The following is a 358-nucleotide window of genomic DNA, read 5'->3' on the forward strand; positions in this document are numbered from 1 at the left end:
GTAAGCGATGAATTCTCCACACCGAATGTAGAATCGTTCGCAACCAGCGGGCGAGCGTAGCTGCATCGCGACGGTCGCGATCGACCGGCGATGTCTGCGTCAGGATGGTGAGCCTGTGCGTCGGGCTGCGTGCTGACGCGCAGCCAGTTTGTCAGTGGGCCTGCGTCTTTTCCCGCTGTTGCTGGGCGTAGCGGAACGGCAGCAAATCAGTCACATCAGCGTCCGGTGCGCGCTGCGGCATTTCGGTGAGTATGTGCATCAGGTAGTCATAGGGATCGACACCACACGCCCTGCACGTCAACATCAAACTGTACACGGTGGCACTCGCCTTCGCGCCATCGGTAGTATCACTAAATAA

General features: G+C 58.7%; 1 protein-coding gene. It reads right to left on the minus strand.

The window, feature by feature from the left end:
* Window positions 1-151 precede the first annotated feature (151 nt).
* Window positions 152-358 (minus strand): transposase domain-containing protein (locus tag AB4Y42_RS44385; protein ID WP_368697916.1); only part of this gene is annotated, 207 nt, incomplete at its 5' end.

The organism is Paraburkholderia sp. EG286B, from assembly GCF_040965655.1.
Lineage (GTDB): Bacteria > Pseudomonadota > Gammaproteobacteria > Burkholderiales > Burkholderiaceae > Paraburkholderia.